The organism is Flavicella sp. (assembly GCF_037132785.1).
Lineage (GTDB): Bacteria > Bacteroidota > Bacteroidia > Flavobacteriales > Flavobacteriaceae > Flavicella.
This window is the reverse complement of record NZ_JBAHZZ010000178.1, coordinates 1-17,739: the sequence shown is the minus strand read 5'-3', so window position 1 is coordinate 17,739 and position 17,739 is coordinate 1. Positions and strand designations below refer to the sequence as shown.

6 protein-coding genes and 2 pseudogenes are annotated in these 17,739 nt (G+C 30.6%); 3 read left to right on the top strand and 5 right to left on the bottom strand.

Features of this window, described 5'->3' with window-relative positions; genetic code table 11:
* Nucleotides 1–112, top strand: a pseudogene (locus V5787_RS11235) (IS30 family transposase); the annotation flags it as partial.
* Nucleotides 113–234: 122 nt separating this feature from the next.
* On the opposite strand, the gene V5787_RS11230 reads toward V5787_RS11235, so the two are convergent.
* From V5787_RS11230 to V5787_RS11210, 5 genes are all read right to left on the bottom strand, one after another.
* A complete protein-coding gene (locus V5787_RS11230) occupies nucleotides 235–2,106 on the bottom strand; it encodes a sulfatase (protein WP_336893307.1) in 1,872 nt (623 codons plus the stop codon).
* Between the two features lie 602 nt (nucleotides 2,107–2,708).
* Nucleotides 2,709–5,795: a glycoside hydrolase family 2 TIM barrel-domain containing protein gene (locus V5787_RS11225; RefSeq protein WP_336893306.1), complete on the bottom strand. Its 3,087-nt coding sequence runs from the start codon at nucleotides 5,793–5,795 to the stop codon at nucleotides 2,709–2,711.
* Between the two features lie 64 nt (nucleotides 5,796–5,859).
* Entirely contained in the window at nucleotides 5,860–9,000 is a 3,141-nt protein-coding gene (locus tag V5787_RS11220) for a glycoside hydrolase family 2 TIM barrel-domain containing protein (protein WP_336893305.1), read from the bottom strand.
* A gap of 30 nt (nucleotides 9,001–9,030) precedes the next feature.
* Nucleotides 9,031–11,583, bottom strand: coding sequence for a fibronectin type III domain-containing protein (locus V5787_RS11215; protein ID WP_336893304.1), 2,553 nt, complete (start codon nucleotides 11,581–11,583; stop codon nucleotides 9,031–9,033).
* 137 nt (nucleotides 11,584–11,720) lie between these two features.
* On the bottom strand, nucleotides 11,721–13,193 hold the full coding sequence (locus tag V5787_RS11210) for an arylsulfatase (protein ID WP_336893303.1): 1,473 nt from the start codon (nucleotides 13,191–13,193) through the stop codon (nucleotides 11,721–11,723).
* Between the two features lie 309 nt (nucleotides 13,194–13,502).
* Between V5787_RS11210 and V5787_RS11205 the strand changes: the two genes are divergently transcribed.
* Nucleotides 13,503–17,615, top strand: a complete 4,113-nt coding sequence (locus V5787_RS11205) for a two-component regulator propeller domain-containing protein (protein WP_336893302.1) — start codon at nucleotides 13,503–13,505, stop codon at nucleotides 17,613–17,615.
* Between the two features lie 34 nt (nucleotides 17,616–17,649).
* Nucleotides 17,650–17,739 (top strand): annotated as a pseudogene (locus V5787_RS11200) (IS1595 family transposase); the annotation flags it as partial.

The window sequence follows — 17,739 nt, the reverse complement described above, 5'->3', positions numbered from 1 at the left end:
CCTAAAACAACTCCAAATTATTCAAGAAAAACTAAACAATAGACCTAGAAAGATACTTGGATATAAAACACCAAAAGAAATGATGGATATTGAACTTAAAATTGTAGCTTAGTAACATCATAAAACTAAAACGTTTTGTTGCATTACAACCTTGAATCCAAGTTGTTTTCTATTTTTAGTTTAACCATACACTCTTTACCAAACAGAATATATGTTTCAGTATCTAAAAATTAATTATTTACTGCTCAAATATTGCAGCCTATTTTGAATATCCTTATTCTTTTTTATTTCTTCAGAAATCAATTCGAATTCATAATTCCCTTTAAAACCTAAACTACTATCAGTTATTAAAGTCATTGTATTTAGGATTAAAAGAGACTCTGCTATACTGGTTGATTTATATAATATCTCAGTCATTTCGTTCAAAGGGTTTATGTTTAAAAACAGACCTTTATACTCCAAAGCTCTAACTTTATTAATGGCTTCACTATCAGTTATTGAAATTTCATTTATTTTTGATGCAAACGTCATGGCTTCTTTTCCAAAATTACTACAGGTTATAATGCCCCAATAACGTTCCCAAGGATCTTTAGAGTTCAGTGCTTTTTCAATTTTATTTTTGGCTTCTTTAAATGTTAACAAACTTAAATTTGAAATATTCAAATACTTTTCAATTTCTATTTTAGAATTTTCTCCAAAAACTACTGGGTTATCAAATGCTTTTTCAATTAGAAAATGCTCTGGGTAGAAAGACAAGTCTGGCAGTTGTTTGATATAGGAATTTAAGCGATTTCTTAATTTTAAAAGTTCCTTTCTAAAAGCTGGGTTTTCGGCTAAATTATTGGTTTCATAAGGATCATCTTCTACATTGAACAGTAATTCGGGAGATCTAGACATAAAAAAATCGGATTGCTTTTTATTTAAAACACCTTTTTTATATAATTCAGCCCATTCTTTATATGCCAATTGCTTGTATCTATAATTATTCATTAAACCATCAAAATTAAAAGGTTGGTAATTTCTAATATATTTGTATTTCCCTTTTCTTATAGCACGAACCATGTCATATTTTTCATCAAACCTATCTGCATAACTAAAAGACTCATCTCTGTTATATATGTCTTCCGCAGTAATGTTTTTCCCTAAAAACGGTTTACCATCCATTATTTTTGGGATTTTTATTCCTGCCAAATTCAATACTGTTGGTGCCAAGTCAACAAAACTCACAAAACCACTAACGCTACTTCCTAATTTATTTGGCACAAGATGCTTGTATTTTTCAGGTATATGAACAACCATTGGCACATGCAATCCCGTTTCATACAAGTAACCTTTGCTACCTGGTAATACGCCTCCGTGATCACCATAATAAAAAATAAATGTAGCATTATACAAGCCATCATCTTTCAATTGATTTATGATTTTTCCTATTTCAGCATCCATTTCAATTATTTTGTCTCTGTACAATGCATTTGTATATTTAAACAATTTTGTTTTTGGATGATTTGGTTGTATAGAAAACGTTTCTAGACCAGTCTTAGTTTTATTTTTTTTATATGTTTCTTTATTAAAATGAAGACTTCCTTCATGCGTTATTCCCGTATTGAACACATGGAAAAAAGGTTGATTTTCACCTCTATTTCTCCAAGTGGCTTTTTTTGATGAATCATCCCAAACATCATTCCCCTTTACAATATTGTAATCTTCCTTACTATTATTACTTGTATAATAGCCTCCTTTCTTTAAATACGCAGGAAACATTTCCAAATTATCTGGCATCGGAACTTTTTGAATACTTCTATGATAATGAGATGCCAATTTTGGACCATAACAACCCGAAATTATAGTTGAGCGAGCGGCACTACAAACAGCAGTATTAGAAAAAGCTCTTGTATATATTAATCCTTGATTTGCTAAACTTTCAATATGCGGAGTTTCAACTCCATTTTCATTAAACATTTTTAAATAGTGCATCGAATTATCCTCTGAAACTAACCAAACAATATTTGGTGGCGGTAACTGTCTAGTTTCACCATTACAAAACAAACTCGTATTTATTACAATAAGTAATAAAGAATATTTTAATAATCTTATTTTTTTAATCATTTATATAAATTTAGATTTCAGAAAATTTAAACCAACTTAAATATAAAACCTTAACAGGATAACTTTATTTAATTAGTATTTCAACTATAATAAACCTTTGTTTTCACGTATTTCTACTTATCTGTTCTAAAAGGTCTAGATGGAAGTCCTTTTTTATTGACTAAGTTAACCTTAGGTTTCGCAGAAAAAGCATAACGAACAGGAATTGGAGTGTTGACGTTTATACACTTAAGAATGTACTTATTAGCACCTATTCTATGATTTAAACCACTCTATATCTTCCCCTGAAATCCAAATCCCTTGGGAATTTTCCGTCTACCGTTTTAAGTCCTTTTGAATTGTAATACTTTAGTATAATCTAATTATCTTTGATTTTAAGTTTTTTAAACCTAAGATCATCTGTCAATCCTTTTCTACTTAAAGTAGATTTCTCGGCCAAAAAAACTATTCTTTCACACCAACCAATAACTTATCTTTAGGGTGAAAATTTCTATAACAATTTAAAAACAAGAAACATCATCGAAGATACTTTATCAATTAAGGGGTGTAAATATTGCAATAGGTGATCTTATATCGTATGAGTAACACTCTGTCAATAATTATTAGTTGATCACAATTTCATCTACAAATAAACCTTTATTCTCTAATGTTACTATCTTTATTGTATTAGCACCACGATCTAACTTGATTGGAAATTTAACTGTATTCCATGATTCCCCCCAATTCACAGTATTCTTTAGTAAAATTTTGTTTTTAATTACTTTATCATTCACATAAACTTTAATATAAGTACCCTCCGAATTTTGAACTTTTAAACTATAACGAATCGACAAATCTACTTTACCTGCACTTCCATCATTCTCTCGATACCAAACAATAGAAGCACCAATCTTTTTATCCAATTTCACATATCCTCGTCCATTAAATTTGGCACCTTTATTGACTATTTTACCATTTTTGATAGTTGCGTCTTCAGCCTGTTCACCAATGATAGTAGTATCAAACATATTCTCATTCCAAACAAAACCTTCTCTCTTCCCAAAACGTTCTTCTAAAATCAAAATAGAACCCCCATCTACAACAACCAAAGCTTTTACAGTAGTTTCTAATGAAACTTCAAAGCTTTTAGTATATACTTTTGAGTTAACAGTTGGTAAATCTCCGTTTAGAGTATAATAAACCTCAATCTTAGGATTGATTTTATCTCCTCTTAGATTGATAATTTTACTATCGATACTAACTTTATTAGAAGTAATCAATTTTTTTTCTCCTAAAACAGAAGCGACCAAAAGGTTTATAGCTCCTAGTTCCTTAGTGGACTCAATATAAGCACGTGTAAGTCCATAAAATGCTTTTCTATTATTTGGCCCTACATGCTGTTCTACGTCAACAGGACTTCCATTATCCAAAGCTTTAACTCGTCCCGCTCCAATAACATGAAAGAATGCTCTATTCTCTCCATATGGATAGAAAACACCTTCATTATCCGTCGTTGTCACTCTAATCTGAACCAAATCAATACTCTTCGTCTCTAAAGGCTCTCCATCAATTGATAATTTAATTTTTGAAGGTTCTTTCGCTGATTTTATGATTTCAGTTATTATGACTTTACCATTATTATACCCAACAGCTTTTAGCACACCTGGTTTCCATTTAACCAACCACTCACACTGCATTTTATCCCAATCTAGCCCTGGTGTTTTTTTTCCTAAAGAAACATCATTAAAAAACAACTCTACTTCATCACAGTTAGAATAAACCCATACTGGTATCTCAATTCCATATTCTACTTTTGGGTGTGTCCAATGTGGTAAGATATGAACCATCGGTTCCGTTGTCCATTGACTCTGATAAAGGTAAAACAGATCCTTTTCAAAATTTGCTAAGTCAATTGCTCCTCCCATAAATGCTTTAAAAGGCCATCCTCCATGAACATAACTGGCTTCACCTATATAATCATAACCTGTCCAACGAAAAGAACCTGCATAAGCAGGAATATCCCTAAGCTGCGCTATATTCAAACGAGAAGATACACGAACCGTTGCATTATCATAACTTGAATTAAAAATTTGTTTTCTATTCTTTCTATTCTCTGTTTCAATCCAGTCATGTGTAAACACTTCTTTTTCAGTTAAATCAGGTATCGCATATGGTTTTTGATTTTTATTTTTAAAACCATCTCTAAACCATGTTTTTGTTCTGTAGTATCCTCGTACTTGCCAAGTATGTGTGTTTTCTGCACCAATAAAAACTTTTCCGTTCTGTTTATCTTTTAAATTCTCTAGATACCCTTTCTTTTCACTACTTCCATTTACCCCCAATACATCCATAAATTGGGAACCTGAATGACCAGAAGTTACAGGTCTAGTTGGATCCAAACTTTTACACGTTTCAACCAACCCTTTTCCAACTTTACCTCCAGTTTCATTTCCAACACTATAAATAATAATAGATGGGTGATTTCTATCTCTTTTAATCCAATCCGTTAAATCTTGTTTCCACCAATTTTTAAAGAAATGGGCACCATAATCATTTTTAGCTTTTCTCTTCCATCCATCAAAAATTTCATCCATCACCAACATTCCAAGTTCATCACAGATATCATAAAAAATTGGTGTTTGTGGGTTGTGCGATGTTCTAATAGCATTAACTCCCATATCTTTTAATTGCTGAATTCTATAACGCAAAATTTTATCCGGAACGGCGGCTCCCAAAGCACCAGCATCTTGATGGTTACAAACTCCTTGAAGTTTGACGTTTTTTCCATTTAACCACATTCCTGTTTCTGGTTTCCATTCAATATCTCTAACTCCAAATTTGGTTTTAACTATATCTACAGTTACATCGTCAATCAACAATTCACTTTTTAAAGTATATAAATAAGGTGTTTCTACCGACCATAATTTAGGATTTGATATACGAAACTCAGTATTTACATTTGAAATTGATTTTAAATCATTTTTAGCTGTAACCACGATTTTCCCTTCCTTATCAATCACTGAGGTAATTAATACTCCATTTATACTTTCTTTAGAAAACTCAGTATCCACAAAAACATTTTCACCCTCCGTTCTAACAAAAATACCATTTCTAGAAATATGATCTTTATTTGTAATATCAATCCAAGTATGTGCATAAATCCCACTACCTGTATACCAACGAGCTGATGGTTGCTTATCGTTATCTACACGTACAGCAAAAGTTATTTTGTCTGAATTTTCAGAAATTTCACTAATATCATATGCAAAAGAAACCCAACCATAGGGTCTGTTTCCTAACTTTATACCATTTGCCCAGACAGTGCTGTTCATAAAAACACCATCAAAAGCAATTTCTATGTGTTTTCCTTTCCATGTTTCAGGAACAGAAATAGTCTTTCTATACCATCCAAATCCTGCTGGCAAATAACCACATTGCCCAGCCATAGGGTTTTTTTCATCATACTCCCCTTCTATACTCCAGTCATGAGGTAGGTTTAAAGTTCGCCAAGATTCATCGTTAAATTCAACCTGTTCAGCATTGTTCACATCGTCTTGGATAAATTTCCAATTAGAATCAAAACTTGATCGAGACCTTATTTCTACCTGTTCTGAATTACCTTGACAGCCATAAACAGCACTACTAACTACAAAAAGTAAGGCTAAATAATAGAGCCCAGATTCACTCCGAAATTTAATATATTCTAACATAATCTAATACTTATTAAAGAGGAATGTTTTTCTGTAAAAAACATTCCTAAACATCTAATTACTATTATTTTAATGGTTTTATAGTATAACTATAATTCAAATCTATTGGTTTGATTTGATACTCTTTGTGAGGCATTCTACCCCAGCTATTATCTCCTCCAATCCCCATTTGTTTATAGTCAATATTTACATTTATTAAATCTCTTTTTTTGATATCAGTAGTATGACGCTGCTGTTTTTTATCTCCTGCATCAAAATCACTATTGTATTGATGATGTGCACTAAATGAAATTAGATCAGATGCTATTATTTTAATACCTTTTCCTGTTTTATTTGCAAAAGTCACCCAACGAGTATCAGTTTTGTATCCATTTTCTTGTGGACGAATATATGGGAAATACATATCTGTTACCGAAGACTCATAAACGCCAACCAATGCAGCCGTATTTCTATCCTGATAGTTTTCATGTGGACCACGTCCAAACCATTTAACGCTGTTAAAATCCTCCTTTAAAATAAAATTATTTCCAAATCTTGGTAAAACAGGTAATTTAGAGTTCACTCCTGTAAGACTAGTCTTCACTAAGATTTCTCCTTTTGATTGAATTGTATATTTAATATTCAAGCTTCCTTTAACTCCCTTTAATTCATATTCTGACGCTATCACAATATTATTAGAAGTATCTCTACTTTCTTTTAATGAAATTAAAGTTTGACTGTCTGAAGCCGTTTTCCATACTCCAAGTTTTTTTGGCATTTTATGACCAAAATCATTATCTGTAGTTGCTCTCCAAAAATTCGCTTGAACCCCTTCAATTAAAATATTACCATAACCGTATTCTAACGAAGTTATTTTTCCAGTTATTTTATCAAAAATCACAGAAAACCCATCTCCTTCAACTTTTAAAGTAGATTTATCCTCTACTGAATTTAAAAAAGTCGCTGATTTAGAAATTACATCTCCAATTTTAGGCTCTCTTAGTGCTATTTGTTCATATGCTACAACATGTCCAGTAGGCACTAAATCCGTTGCTGTTTTAGTACGTACATATATGTTTAAGTGATATTCTGCTAAAGCATCGACTAACTTAGGTAGATCAATTTTTACGTTTTTTGTAGCATAAGGAGCTACGTTTAAAACAGGTAACTTACCATTCGATACCTCTTCTCCATTTTTCAATAGTTTCCATGAAAAATCAAAAACGTTTAAATTTGTAAAATCGTAAATGTTTTTGATAACAATTTCCCCATTATTAGTTTTCCCTGGTTTAAATTTAATATATTGATATACCTTTTTAACCTCATACAATGCAGGATGTGCAGTTCTATCTGGGTTCACAATTCCATTCAAACAAAAGTTCTGATCATTTTGTAAATCAGCTCCCCCCAAATCTCCTCCATAGGCCCAAAAGGTTTCTCCAGCTTCATTTTTTGTTAGCATGCCTTGATCTACCCAATCCCAAATAAACCCTCCTTGCATGATATCATACTTTTCTATTACATCCCAATAGTCTTGTAAGTTACCTACACTATTTCCCATAGCATGAGCATACTCACATTGAATCAATGGTCTCGTTGGATTATTTTCAGCATATTTTATCATTCTTTCAATTGACCAATACATAGGCGCCTGAATATCAGAGTTATCGTAATTAGTAGCTCCTTCATATTGTGTAGGTCTCGTTGAATCCTGTTCTTTCAACCATTTGTATGTTGCAAAAAAGTTTTCCCCATTACCAGCCTCATTTCCTAAAGACCACGTAATAATACAAGGATAATTTTTATCTCTTTCAAACATCCTAACTGTTCTGTCCATATGCATCGCTTTCCATTCAGGTAAATACGCTGGATGAACAGATTGTGCCTTTTTATTCTTATCTAAACCCTGATTGGTAGTTCCTAAACCATGAGTTTCAATATTTACTTCATCAACTACATAAAATCCATATTTATCGCATAATCTATAAAAATGAGGGTTTTTAGGGTAATGGCTACAACGAATCGCATTCAAATTATTTTGTTTCATCACTGTTAAATCAAGTAAGGTAAGTTCTTCCGAAATTACATGCCCTTCCGTATCACTATGGTCATGTAAATTAGCTCCTTTTAACAATACAGGTTTCCCATTAACTAAAAACTGATTGTTTTTAATTTCAATATTTCTAAAGCCTACCTTAATAGCTGTAGATTCACCGTTTACACTTAATAACAAAGTGTATAAATTGGGAGATTCAGCATTCCACGTTTTCACATTAGGCACAACTTCGTCAAAACTTATCGTATTTCTACCAACTTTTAAATCAATTTTTTTAATCTTTACAAAAACTTGATTAGAGCCATCTAATAATTTAATTATAATTTCTTTCTCTACGTTTGATTTCGTATGGTTATCAACTTTCAAATCTACATGAAATACACCATCTTTAAAATCATTTTTTAAATCGGCAGTTACTTTAAAATCTCTTAGCGTTATTTTATCCGAAGCATAGATATAAACATCACGTTCAATACCACTTAGTCTCCAAAAATCCTGATCTTCCATATAACTAGCATCAGACCAACGTAAAACCTGAACCGCTAAACTGTTTTTTCCCTCTTTTACAAAATCTGTGATCTTAAATTCAACTGATGTTTTACTTCCTTCATTATAACCTATTTTTTCACCATTCAGCCAGACATACATCGCACCACTTACTCCTTCAAAATGGATATAAATATCTTTTTTATTCCAATCCTCAGAAATTTCAAAATCTCTTTTATAACTACCATTATTATTCAAATTATGAGGAATAAAAGGTGGGTTTGCCGGAAACATATAAGTTTGATTTGTATATACTGGTATTCCATGTCCTTTTAACTCCCAATTAGATGGTACTTCAATGTTATCCCATTGTTGGGTGTCAAAGTTTTCTTTATAAAAATCAGTTGGTCTTGCTTGGACGCTATCTGCATAATAAAATTTCCAAGTCCCATTTAAAGATTGATACAAAGAAGAATTTTTCCAATCGCTATTTTTGATTGCAGCAGTTTCATCTAAATATTTATAAAAAGAAGCCGTAGGCTCTTCTCTATTAATTTGAAATATTTCTGGATTTTCCCATTCAGGATTCTCCCACTTATCATTTACATAAACAGTCTTTGTATCTACTTTATCACATGAGGTAATAGATATGACAGAAAGAATTAAAATTAAATACTTGTTCATACTATAATTATTTACGTGTTTAATTGAATTTTATTTTTTTGAAATATATTGATTGACAATAGCACTCTCAATAATTTGACCTTGCTTAATAACAAAAGCCTTTATGGCGTAATTTGAATGATCTTTAACTTTAGAAAACGGAATAAGCGTTTCAAAAGATTTACCTTCTCCATAATTAGGATCACCAAAAATCTTAATATTCTCTACATTTAAATAAGAAACATTATTTATGATTACTCCATAAGAATCTCCTTTACTAATCTGTATTTTATTCAAATTAACTTTTACTAAATATCCCTCTTGAGTTTTATCAATAAGCTGGATATTCAATTTATTACTATTTTCAAGAGAAAATGCAGTCGCTATATTAGCATGAAAATTACTTTCACCTACTTCGGTTTCTGCTTTTACAATATAGTAATATTGTTTGTTTCCAACAATATTTTCATCTATATAAACAGTGTCCTGCAAACAACTAGCAACTTTACTAAACTCATGTAACTTAACTCCTCTATATACATTATAACAAGTATTCTCCAATACCCGATCTTGTTTATGCCATTTTACAGTGATTTTAGTAGGGCTATTTTTGATCGCTGATACATTTCTAGGACTTAAAGGAACTCTTTTGGATATGAAAACTGATTCTTTTTCTGATGAGAGACTTTTTCCCAAACCATTTTTCGAAGTAACGGTAAACTTATAAGTGTGACTATCCTTTAATTTGTCAATTCGATATCCATAAACATTATGGGTGTTAAGTTCAACATCAATTCCGTTTTCATCAATATAATTAATTAAATAATCATTTGCATTAGGAACACTTTTCCAAAACAATGTAACGGAATTATTTCGCCTTGAAACTTTAAATATTTTTGGTTTATTCGGTAATTGATACCCTACTAAAACACTATCTGACAATTTACTCTTTCCTTTTTCGTTAAAAGCCTTTACTTTAAAAAAATAATTTTTGTTCAAAGAAACAGCTGTAATTAAGCAACTATTATTCAATACCTTCACCGTTTTATCTAAATAATCATAATCTACACCATAATAAATTTCATAAGATCTTGCATTTGGTATCTCTCCCCATTTTAGAAAAATACCATTATTTTTAACCTGAGTTTTATAAATTCTTGGCTTTTGTAATGCCACCGCATTCGTTTTCCATTTACTTACAGAAACACTAAAAGGCTTTATTGTTAAAATTCCATTATTAAAAATAACTTCACGAATATTAGCATCTTTCGCTTTTAAAGAATTTGCTGATAAATACGATGTATACAATTTTTGATTCAGTTTCTTTCCATTAATTTTAATTTGAAACTTATTCGTAGTTTTACTTCTATTTGTTACCACTAAATAGTTGAAACCATTAATTCCTTTATATGTTTGAGCAAACATACCATCAGCAGTCTTGTTTTTCATACCTGCCACCTGAATATTATTTACAATTTTAGTTTTGTATAGATAAGTTGAACTATTGGTCGCTTCATGGTATATTTTATATGCTTTCCCTTCCAAACCTCTTCGAATACCTGTTAATAATGTATCTGAATTAATTTCTACGTTATTTTTAAAAGCAGTCTCAATTATTTTGTTTTTCTTATTTAATGGCGTGTATTTATTACTTATTTCATGCGCTCCAACAAACTGAGTATTAGTATGTTCTAACTGCCTCATTACGTACTCTATATTATAAACACTTGCGTAAATGCCATTTAGTGGTTTATTCCAAACACCAAATTCAGTTATTGACATAGGCACATCTTTCCATGAATAGTCCTCAATATCCTTCATTGCAACAGCAGAAGTAACTTCAATAAGCTTGGTGTTTCCTCGTTTATAAGCCTCATCCAAAGATTCTTTTCTACCAGTGTGAGGTGCATATGAATGTTTTGTAAAAGCATTCCAATAAGCACCATTTTCTTCTTGAAACTTATATATCTCTTTCATAAAAGTCCATACTCCATCCCAAGTATAATTGAGAGCCAAATTAGCTTCTGGAAAAACTTCTCTAATAACCTCTGCATAAGGTTCCATTTTTACAGCATAATCATAACCATCATTCCACCAATATCTATTTCTATTTGGAATATAAAAATAAGGTTCGTTACAAAACTGCCAAAGTTCAACCTTTATATTATTATTCTTACAAAACCGTGCCAACTCCAAAATCATTTCAGGTGTTTCGGAAAAAGCATTTACAGTAATCACTAATTTCCCATTAATTTCACCAAGAAGCTCATACATATCAATTAACCTATGAGGTCCTTTAACTTCTAAAAATAGATATCCCGTTAAAAACTGTTTTTTTTTATGGTCAAACATCGAAATAAAATCAAGATCGTATTTCCCAGTAGCACTACTAAAAGAATCTCCCATCGTACCAGAAAAATATCGTAACCAACCAGGTTTTAATTCTTTCACTACTTCTACAAATTCAGGATGAGAATAACTCCAAACTTTATCCGCTATTCTAACATTAAAACCACTAGCTCCTCTTTGAATTTTATGCCCTTGTAATGTATCAATTTCAATGAGTCTTAACTCTTGAGTCTGAATACTCGAAGAAGTTAACATACATATTATTAAAATATAATATATTGTTTTTATTTTTTTTAAACCCATAATATAGTTCACCATTAAAAATAAATCACCTGTTACAATTAAAATAAATCATCCTGTAAAATTTTTGCCTCCATTAAAATAATTTCAATTTAAAACGAAACCTGATCAAAAGTAAATATTTCTGAAGGTGTTCTCGCTTCTTTTAAAATAGCCTCCATCTCTTTTACAATTAATGGATACTCTTTGGCTAAATTATTTTTCTCACCTATATCTTGAGATAAATCATATAATTGCACCTCAGCATCGGGGTGCTTTAAAACATTATATTTTACTGCCTTCCATTTTCCTTTTCTAATTGCCTGTCTTCCTCCTCTTTCATGAAACTCCCAATACAGATAGTCATGATGTTTTTGTTCTTCTGGTTTATCTAATAATGTCGGTAAAAATGAAATACCATCGATATTTTCTGGAATAGGCAAAGATGCTATTTCAGAAAACGTTGGAAACACATCCCAAAAAGCAGAAATAAGATCTGTTTTTGATCCTGGCTTCACTTTTCCTGGCCATTTTACAATCATAGGAACACGAATTCCACCTTCATACAAATCTCTTTTTTGACCTCTTAAAGGACCGCTGCTATTAAAATATTCAGGATCAGCTCCTCCTTCTGTATGAGGTCCATTATCGGATGTGAAAATTATAATGGTATTATCTTCAATTCCTAATTCTTTTACTTTATCCATTATTTCCCCCACATGGTTATCCATAATTTCAATCATCCCTACAAATGCAGCATGTGGATCTTTTTGGGAACCATATTTTCCTAATCTATAATTTAGACCATCATCTGTACCTTTAAATTTCTTTTCTTTTCCAAACAAGCCTCTATATTTATCCATAATATCCTCTGGAGCAACCAGTTCAGCATGAGGAATTATTGTTGGAACATACATAAAAAATGTAGTGTCCTTATTTTTCTCTAAAAACTCAATAGCCTTATTTTGAATTAATTCAGGACCATAATCACCAGTACCATGTCCTTGGTTTCCTTTTAAAACAATGGAATCTTTATTAGACCACAAATGATATGGATAGTAATTATGTCCTAAACGTTGACAGTTGTATCCATAAAAAACATCAAAACCTTGATTTATAGGGTCACCTTCAGAACCAGGATAGCCTAATCCCCATTTACCAAATGCACCAGTTTTATACCCCGCTTCCTTTAAAGCCTTCGACAAAGTATATGTTTCATCTGGAATTGGGTGCTGCCCTTCTGGCATCACTTCTATATTTCCTCTGATTGCAGTATGTCCAGTGTGCATACCCGTTAACAAAGCAGATCTTGAAGGAGCACAAACAGTGCTACCTGCATAATGCTGAGTAAATATCATACCCTGCGAAGCTAATTTATCAATATTAGGTGTCTTAAAAAGTTTTTGTCCATAACTACTCAGATCTCCATACCCAAGATCATCTGCAAGGATATAAATAATGTTAGGTTTACGATTGTCCTTATTAGTACTAATATTTTGTTTGTTTTTTACGGCTGTTTTATTTTCACAAGAATATATAATAACAGCTAAACTAATAGCCAACAAAACTTGAAACATTTTATTCATAATTCTTTCTGTTTTTACTTAATAATTTTTAGCGCACAAATGCTGTTGTTCAACATCATCAAATATACCATCATAATCAGAGTTCATATTACTAAATACCGCCTACAAATGTTGCAAAAACGACAAACCTAGCAAAAACAACCAAAACGCAACATTTCTCCCTCCTATAATCAACATTTACACCCCTTAAAACTGACAAATCTGTCAACCAAGGAATAATTGTTCCGTAAATTGTTGAAAATCTCAAAAAGATAAAATACGTTACATTTAGAGCCTATTTGTATTTTTACACATCTAATGCAATCAATTATGAAAAAGTATTTCGTTACGCTTATCTTACTCCTAATACTAACCAAAACACATTCACAATCGAATATTGTTAACTTTCATTATTTAGATATTCATGGAATATCATTCAATAAAAAAGTGAATGTATTATTCAAGGATAGCTTTGGATTTTTATGGATTGGATGTAACTCTGGTCTATATAAATATGATGGACATAGTTTAATACAATACCAACATGATGTGTTTTCTACCAACTCACTACCTAACAACACGATAAACTCTATCATTGAAGACTCTCATAAAAACTTATGGATTGGTAGTGAAAGTTACCTTATTCATTTTAATAGAAAAGAAAACAAATTCACTGGGTTTTTAAAAAACAGCACTTCAATAGTAAAATCTATCACAACTGATGGGAGTATTTGGATTGAGTTACAAGGTAGTGGTTTACTGAAATTTAAAACAGAAAAAAACATTCAAAAAATAAAACTCTCCAGGTTATTTAACCAGAAAACGTTTGACAACCTGACAGCAACAAATCAAAAATCTGTCTCTTCAATAATTGAAGATAATTTTAAAAGACAATGGTTTGGCACCAATAATGGAATTCTTATTTTAGATAATGACGGAGTCATTAAGTCAACAAGTTTTAAGGAAAAAATTGTTAATATGAAATTATTCAGTAACAATCAAGTTTTGGTTACTACTCCCCAGAACTTGTATGTTTTAGGCTACAATAAATCGGATTGCAATGTAGAAATTCTTGAAAACTACCCAGAAATTTTAAAATCATATAACTCAACAGGTACATTAACATCTAGTGCATATAACTCTAATAACAACGATTTATGGATTGGATCAACAAATGGATTACTTAAAGCGACCAGAAAATATAATACGTTTAATTTTAATTATTATTCAAATAATCACCAAAAGACTAATCTATTAAATAATCATATTACATCAACTATATTTGATACTTATGGAAACCTTTGGATTGGCTCCTATAATGGGATCAACAAATATATTGGTAAAGACTCTCTTTTTCAATATCACCAACTTTCTACAAATAATAGTTTAACAACAAGTATTTTTAATCAAAAGTCCAACAATTTACTAATAGGTACAAATAATGGTATTTATAAATTTGACGTCAATTCTAAAATAAGCACAAAAATTAAAAGTAAAATTAGCAATGTTAATATAATTACCCAAAATTACGAAAAGACAGAACTTTTAATTGCAAGTCATTTTAATATTTACCAATCTAAGAATTTTAAATCTAATTCTACAGAACTAAATTTAGTTAAAATCAAAACCTATAAACACATAATAAAGCAAATCACTCCAATCAATAAAAATGAAATATGGGTTGGTTTATGGAGTGGAGGAATTGATATTATTAACAGTCGTCAGTCTATATCAAAATTTAAAAAGAAAATAATCGAACAATTAAAAAACAATCATACTTCCACTATAATACTAACTAAAGAAAACAAATTATGGATAGGAACAAGAGGAGAAGGACTTTACTTGATAGATTTAACTAAGGAAACTACAAAACATTTTTTACCAACATTAACAAATGGCTTGACCTCCAAAGCTATTTTAAGTCTACATGAAGATAAGACAGGTAATATTTGGATAGGAACCCGAGGTGGCGGTCTAAACATGTATGATAAAAATTTAGCCTTTTTTAAAGACTTTAAAGAGACCAAAACCAATCGTCCAAAAACTGTATTAGCCATAGAAGAAGGCGTCAACGGTAATATTTGGATGAGTACTAGAAATGGTATTACAATGCTTGACTTAACTTCTCAAAGATTTATACCATTTGGAATTGAAGATGGCGTAATTGAAAATCAATTCGTATTTGATTCTAGTATAAAAAACTCAGTAAATAATATTTTTTATTTTGGTTGTACTGATGGTTTTCAAGAGGTAACCCCAAAAAACCTAATCACTCAAAATACAGTACCTACAACAGTTATCACCAATTTTTCAACCTTAGGAACCACACTCGATAATAAAAACAACAAAATAAACAAAGCCAACTCATTAAATATAAATTCAGGAAAACCGATTATTTTACCCTACGATCAAAACAATATTTTGATCAATTTTTCTTCATTAGATTTTACAACTCCAAATAAAAACGAATACGCATACAAATTAAAAGGCTTAAATGATTATTGGATTTACACAAGTGCATTTAACAGGAATGCCAACTATAATAACCTCCCTCCAAGCTCCTATACTTTCATGGTAAAAAGTTCGAATAGTGATGGTGTATGGAATGAAACTCCATCTGAAGTTACCTTTATTATAGAACCATCAATTTGGAAGAGTACTTGGGCAATTGTTGTTTACAGTCTTTTTACCTTACTAATTCTATGCATTATTACAATTCTAATTAGAAGATGGTTTTTATTAAAAAGTAACTTAGTTAAAGAGACCATCAGTAGAGAAAAAGACAATGATCTTATCAAGATGAAAATGATTTTCTTTACAGATATTTCTCACGAATTAAGAACTCCTCTTTCCCTAATACTAGGAACTATAGAAAAAGTAGTAAAAGAAAAAAAATTCACATTAAGCCCTTTAACAAGTCAACGTATCTACAACAATACATTAAGGATGCATCGACTAATAAATCAAATAATGGATATCCGAAAATTTGATGGAGGAAAATTCAAATTAAAAATTTCTAAAAACAATATTGTAACAGATGTTTCAATAATTAAAAATGCATTCAATGATTTTGCTAAAATCTATCAAATTAAATACGAATTTATAACAGCTGAAAAAGAGATAATAGGCTGGTATGATGTAGATCTGATAGAAAAAATTCTATTTAACCTATTATCAAATGCATTTAAATACACAAAAGAACAAGGTAAAATTACAGTCTCGTTAGAATCTACTAAAGACAACATCACAAAAATAGGCTCCCACAAAATAATTGGAAAACATATAAAATGTTGTGTTCGAGACAACGGAATTGGGATTCCACAAAAAGATATTGAATTTATCTTTGACCGCTACTATCAATCAACAAAATCACGCGGAAATCAACTTCCAGGTACAGGTATAGGGATGGAGCTTGTCTCTAAGTTAATTGAAAGACACCATGGTACAATTATGGTAGAAAGTGAGGAAAACATTTACACTGAGTTTACTTTTTATATTCCTATATCAAAAAACAAATATGACAAAAATGAACTTCTTGAAAAAGGAACACCTCTGAGAAAAAATTTCATTAAAAACTCTGAGTATCAAGTAATTGAAAAAAATTCTTCAAAATTTGAAGCAAACGAAACAAATAAAGAATCCAATAAAAAGCCGAAAATTCTAATTGTAGAAGACAATATTGAATTAAGACAAATGGTTTGTGAAGAGCTTTCTTCAGACTTTACCATAATCCAAGCTTCCAACGGTAAAGAAGGCTATAAATCTGTCCTAAATGAGAAGCCTGAATTAATTATAAGTGATATCTTAATGCCCATACAAGATGGAATCACAATGCTTAAACAAATTAAGAAAAACCCTGAATTTAAAAATATTCCTGTTTTTATGCTGACAGCAAAAAACTCTAACGATTCAAAAATTGAATGTTTAAGTTTAGGAGCTACTGACTATATTGAAAAGCCTTTTAGTTTAGAGTTTCTTAATTGGAAGGTAAAAAACAGTTTCTCTACAAGAAAAGAACTAAAAGAAAAGTATAGCAAACTAATCACAACAGCACCTGTAGATATCCAAATAGATTCAAATGATGAGATATTCATAAAAAAGATTATAAAAATCATTGAGGATAATATGGACAATAACATTTTGAATGTTGAATTTTTATCTGCAGAAATTGGTATGAGTAGAGCAAACTTATATAGAAAAGTTCAACTTATTTTAAATGATACTCCCGTAAATTTCATTAAGACAATTAAACTAAAAAGAGCGGCACAGTTATTAAAGAAAAATAAAATTTATATCTCTGAGGTTGCCTATATGACTGGGTTCAATAATCAAAAATATTTTAGCAAGTGTTTTAGTAAAGAATATGGAATAAGTCCAACGGAGTACATAAAAAAACATATAGAAGCCGCAGAAATCAATAATTTTTCTGAGTTAGTCATTTAGTTTCTGTATCTTAGTATCATTAAATATAACAGATATGGATGTTTTTCAAGGTCAAAATATACTGAGTTTTATAAAAGAATTACCAAATGATGAAGCTTGTAAGGCTTATTTAGCCAAAATAAAA

What these genes read in the sequence shown, in the direction of transcription:
- V5787_RS11230 (WP_336893307.1), bottom strand. Translation starts at nt 2,106, where the DNA reads ATGATTAAAAAAATAAGATTATTAAAATATTCTTTATTACTTATTGTA.
- V5787_RS11225 (WP_336893306.1), bottom strand. Translation starts at nt 5,795, where the DNA reads ATGTTAGAATATATTAAATTTCGGAGTGAATCTGGGCTCTATTATTTA.
- V5787_RS11220 (WP_336893305.1), bottom strand. Translation starts at nt 9,000, where the DNA reads ATGAACAAGTATTTAATTTTAATTCTTTCTGTCATATCTATTACCTCA.
- V5787_RS11215 (WP_336893304.1), bottom strand. Translation starts at nt 11,583, where the DNA reads ATGTTAACTTCTTCGAGTATTCAGACTCAAGAGTTAAGACTCATTGAA.
- V5787_RS11210 (WP_336893303.1), bottom strand. Translation starts at nt 13,193, where the DNA reads ATGAATAAAATGTTTCAAGTTTTGTTGGCTATTAGTTTAGCTGTTATT.
- V5787_RS11205 (WP_336893302.1), top strand. Translation starts at nt 13,503, where the DNA reads ATGAAAAAGTATTTCGTTACGCTTATCTTACTCCTAATACTAACCAAA.